Annotated in this window: 4 protein-coding genes; 1 reads left to right on the forward strand and 3 read right to left on the reverse strand. The window is 55.6% G+C overall.

Translation table 11 applies throughout. The features are described from left to right. The first annotated feature begins 43 nt into the window (after positions 1 to 43). The gene (locus tag ABYP39_RS17745; protein ID WP_372783929.1) at positions 44 to 328 is read left to right on the forward strand and encodes a CopG family antitoxin; all 285 of its coding nucleotides are present in this window, start codon (positions 44 to 46) and stop codon (positions 326 to 328) included. A 289-nt stretch (positions 329 to 617) separates the two neighbouring features. Here ABYP39_RS17745 and pgi read toward each other — a convergent pair whose 3' ends face one another. The 3 genes from pgi to ABYP39_RS17760 all read right to left on the reverse strand — a co-directional run. Further along, positions 618 to 2,264 (reverse strand): glucose-6-phosphate isomerase, encoded by a 1,647-nt coding sequence (gene pgi / locus ABYP39_RS17750; protein WP_372783931.1) that lies wholly within the window; start codon positions 2,262 to 2,264, stop codon positions 618 to 620. A 34-nt stretch (positions 2,265 to 2,298) separates the two neighbouring features. Beyond that, positions 2,299 to 3,264, reverse strand: a complete 966-nt coding sequence (locus ABYP39_RS17755) for a GDP-L-fucose synthase family protein (RefSeq protein ID WP_372783933.1) — start codon at positions 3,262 to 3,264, stop codon at positions 2,299 to 2,301. Positions 3,265 to 3,266: 2 nt separating this feature from the next. Continuing rightward, positions 3,267 to 3,975: GDP-mannose 4,6-dehydratase (locus ABYP39_RS17760; RefSeq protein ID WP_372783935.1), on the reverse strand; the 709-nt coding region annotated here is incomplete at its 5' end.

Here is a 3,975-nt window from a genome sequence, read left to right on the forward strand (position 1 = left end):
TTCCTAGCAGAAAATTCACCAAACGGTATCTCGGAGGTGAGTCATGCGCAAAAAGAAACTACCGAAAGATGAACAAGAGCTTCTTGAAGCTGTTGAGGCTGGCGAATTTCAGTCAGATTTGACAGATACTCGACGCGAAGAGCTGAGGGCCTTTGCGAATAACACCTTTAAAAAGGACAAGCGAATTAATATCCGGATCTCAAATAAGGATTTGCTGGCCGTCCAGGCAAAAGCGTCCCAGCAAGGCATACCGTATCAAACGCTGATTTCAAGCATAATCCACAAGTATATTTCCGGCTCACTGAAAGACCTTACATCCAACAAATAAGCCGGGGGCGCCCACGCCCCTCGCGCGCTTCTTGCCTGCCAATCATCCGGAGTATGTCGGAGCATTCACGCCAAAGCCACTGGATTAACAAGGCGATGCCTTGCCCTTCGGGCGCCCAATACGACGGGCGCGCAAATCTACGATTTGTCCGGATCGAAAACACGCGTCCGGGATGACGACTTAAAACCAAACCGCCCTACTACTACCGAGTCATTCCAGCGAAAGCTGGAATCCAGAGCCCGGGCCCCAACATTAACAGCACACACCACCACCGGCGTGGGCTACCCCATCAAGCCGCCGACTCAGACGCCGCCCCGCCCTCATCCAAACGCTCCCCACGAGCCGCAGCAATCAACGCAGCCGTAGACGCATCCCATTCCTCATTCACCGGCTCACCTTCCAACGCCGCCAATGTCGACTTCGCAATCTGCTTACCCAGCTCCACACCCGGCTGATCAAAGGAATTAATCCCCCAAATCACCCCTTGAGCAAACACCTTATGCTCATACGCCGCCAACAACATACCCAGATTAAACGGCGATAACTCATCCAACAGAATCGTCGTAGAAGGCATACCACCAGGATAGGCAAACCGCCAGTCTTCGACCGACTCCTCGCCGCCCATATTACCCAATGCCAACAACCGCGACTGCGCAAAACAATTCGCCAGCGCCAAGCGCTGCTGCTTCGCCAGGCTCTCACGCACCGCAGGCCCCAGCGAGGTTTCCCGCGGCTTAACCACCGCAATAAAATCGGCCGTAACCTGCTCAGTCCCCTGATGCAGTAACTGAAAAAACGCATGCTGGCCATTGGTGCCCAAGCCACCCCACACCACCGGCGCCGTGCGGTAACCCACGCGCTTGCCATCTGCCGTGGCCGACTTGCCATTACTCTCCATCTCCAGCTGCTGCAAATAAGCCGGCAACAGCTGCAAGCGCCCGTCATAGGGCAAACAAGCGTGACTCTGAATCCCCAGAAAGTTGTGATTCCAAATGCCGATCAGCGCCATCAGCACCGGAATATTTTCCTCGAATGGCGCGCTGGCAAAATGCTCATCCATCGCCCGTGCGCCATCCAACAACCCTCTGAAGCCATCCATACCAATAGCCAGCGCTATCGGCAAACCAATGACCGACCACAATGAAAACCGACCACCAACCCAATCCCAGAACAGCAACTGATGCTCCTCGGGAATGCCCATTGCAGCCATCTTTTCCGGGCAGGCAGACACGCCAATAATATGCCGCTCAAGCTGCTGCGCTTCGGTCAGTTTTTCACCCATCCAGGCACGCGCCGTCTCGACACAGGCGAAGGTATCGGCCGTGGTGAACGACTTGGACGAGATGATAAACAGCGTGGTTTCCGGATCTAGCTCCGGCAATAGCCTGTACAACTGGCTACCGTCCATTGATGAGGCAAAATGGACCTTTACCGCACTGGAAGTCGATTCATTCTGCAGGGCATGAACAGCCAGGCAAGGGCCAAGATCAGAGCCACCGACGCCAAGATTAACAACATCACTAATCGGCCTGCCCGTCGCCCCTTGCCACCGACCACCTCGCAACGCCTCAGTGAGCCGCTGCATCTTACCCAGGCACTCATGCACCAAACCAACAGCAGGATCATCCGAGCTCGCATGGCCACGGAGCGCGGGGTGGCGAACCCATCGCTGCTCCGTATCGTTGCTGTAACGACCGGCAAACAGATCTGCAATGCGCTCTTTTAGCCCACTTTCATCAGCCAGATTGACCAGCGTAGACCACACACTGCCGGACAGCCGCTGCTTGCTGGCGTCAAACAGTAGGCCTCCAGCGCTCGCGAAGCGGCCCTGTTGCCCAGTCGCGCACAGAGAATACGCTCCCGAAAGGGCCTGCTGCGTTTCTGTGCGGGCCAACTGCTCTAACATCGGCCAGCACCGCTTCTCGTTACAATGCATCCAAGCTGCCACTCATTAACGACTGCCATCGATCTTAAGCACGAAAATCATCCTGATGATCGAGGAACCACCGGTACGTCATTGCCAAGCCATCACGCAGCTCAATGGAAGCCTGCCAGCCCAAACGCTTGAGACGAGAAACATCCATCAGCTTGCGCGGTGTTCCGTCGGGCTTAGAGGTGTCAAAGCTGATTTCGCCGTCAAAGCCCACCACATCAGCAATCGCCTGCGCGAGCTCGCCAATGGTGCAATCAACGCCTGTGCCCACATTCACATGCGACAACATGGGCTCGGTGTTGGCTCGATACTGCTCATTCGCCAACTCCATTACGTACACACTGGCGGCGGCCATGTCGTCAACATGTAAAAACTCGCGCATGGGTTTGCCGGTGCCCCACACCACTACCTGCGCATCGCCGCGCTGCTTCGCCTCATGAAAACGTCGCAGCATCGCCGGTATGACATGGCTATTTTCGGGGTGGAAGTTGTCGTTAGGCCCGTACAGGTTCGTCGGCATTACCGAGCGATAATCCACACCGTATTGCCGGTTATAAGACTCACACAGCTTGATGCCTGCAATTTTGGCAATGGCATAAGGCTCATTGGTGGCCTCAAGCACGCCGGTAAGCAGCGCACTTTCACGCATAGGCTGCTCAGCAAGCTTGGGGTAAATACAGGATGAACCCAAGAACAGCAGTTTTTGCACACCGGCCTGATACGCGGAGTGGATAATATTGCACTCCATCATCAGGTTTTGATAAATAAACTCAGCTGGATAGGTGTTGTTGGCCCAGATACCACCCACCTTGGCGGCAGCGAGATACACCTGGTCTATCTGCTCCCGCTCAAAAAACGCTGATACTGCCGCCTGATCGGTTAGGTCCAGTTCAGTGCGGTCTCGTACAACCAGCTCAACATTCGCCTTACTCTCTAGCTGACGAACCAGCGCCGAGCCGACCATACCCTTGTGCCCGGCAACAAAAATACGTGTCTTGGCCATGCTCAGTTCTCCAGCGACACGTTTACATCAAAGCCGTGGGCCTTCAGCAGAGCGTGCCTGCGGGCTTGGTCAAGATCGTACTCGACCATTTCGGCGCACATTTCTTCCACTGTGATCTCAGGCACCCAGCCCAGCTTTTCTTTAGCCTTGGACGGATCACCCAGTAGCGTTTCAACCTCCGCGGGGCGGAAATAACGCGGATCAACCCGCACCACCACATCACCCACCGACACTTCCGGCGCCTTGTCTCCGCTGACCGCCTTCACCGTAGCGACTTCCTCTACCCCTTCACCGCTAAACTCAAGCTCAATCCCGAGCTCTGCCGCCGACATGCGTACAAACTCGCGTACGGAGATTTGCTTGCCGGTGGCAATCACAAAGTCTTCGGCGGTATCTTGCTGCAGCATCATCCATTGCATACGCACATAGTCTTTGGCGTGCCCCCAGTCACGGAGCGCGTCCATATTGCCCAGATACAAGCACTGCTCCAGGCCCTGGGCAACGTTGGCCAGGCCGCGGGTAATTTTGCGGGTAACAAACGTCTCGCCACGGCGCGGCGATTCGTGATTAAACAGCACGCCATTACAGGCGTACATGCCGTAGGCCTCGCGATAGTTCACCGTAATCCAGTAGGCATAGAGCTTGGCCACCGCATAGGGCGAGCGCGGGTAAAAAGGCGTCGTCTCTTTTTGCGGTACTTCTTGTACCAAA

The organism is Litorivivens sp., from assembly GCF_041625495.1.
Classification (GTDB): domain Bacteria; phylum Pseudomonadota; class Gammaproteobacteria; order Pseudomonadales; family Spongiibacteraceae; genus Litorivivens.

Excerpts from the sequence above, each read along its gene's own strand:
- pgi (WP_372783931.1), bottom strand. The coding sequence starts at position 2,264 with ATGCATTGTAACGAGAAGCGGTGCTGGCCGATGTTAGAGCAGTTGGCC.
- ABYP39_RS17755 (WP_372783933.1), bottom strand. The coding sequence starts at position 3,264 with ATGGCCAAGACACGTATTTTTGTTGCCGGGCACAAGGGTATGGTCGGC.
- ABYP39_RS17745 (WP_372783929.1), top strand. The coding sequence starts at position 44 with ATGCGCAAAAAGAAACTACCGAAAGATGAACAAGAGCTTCTTGAAGCT.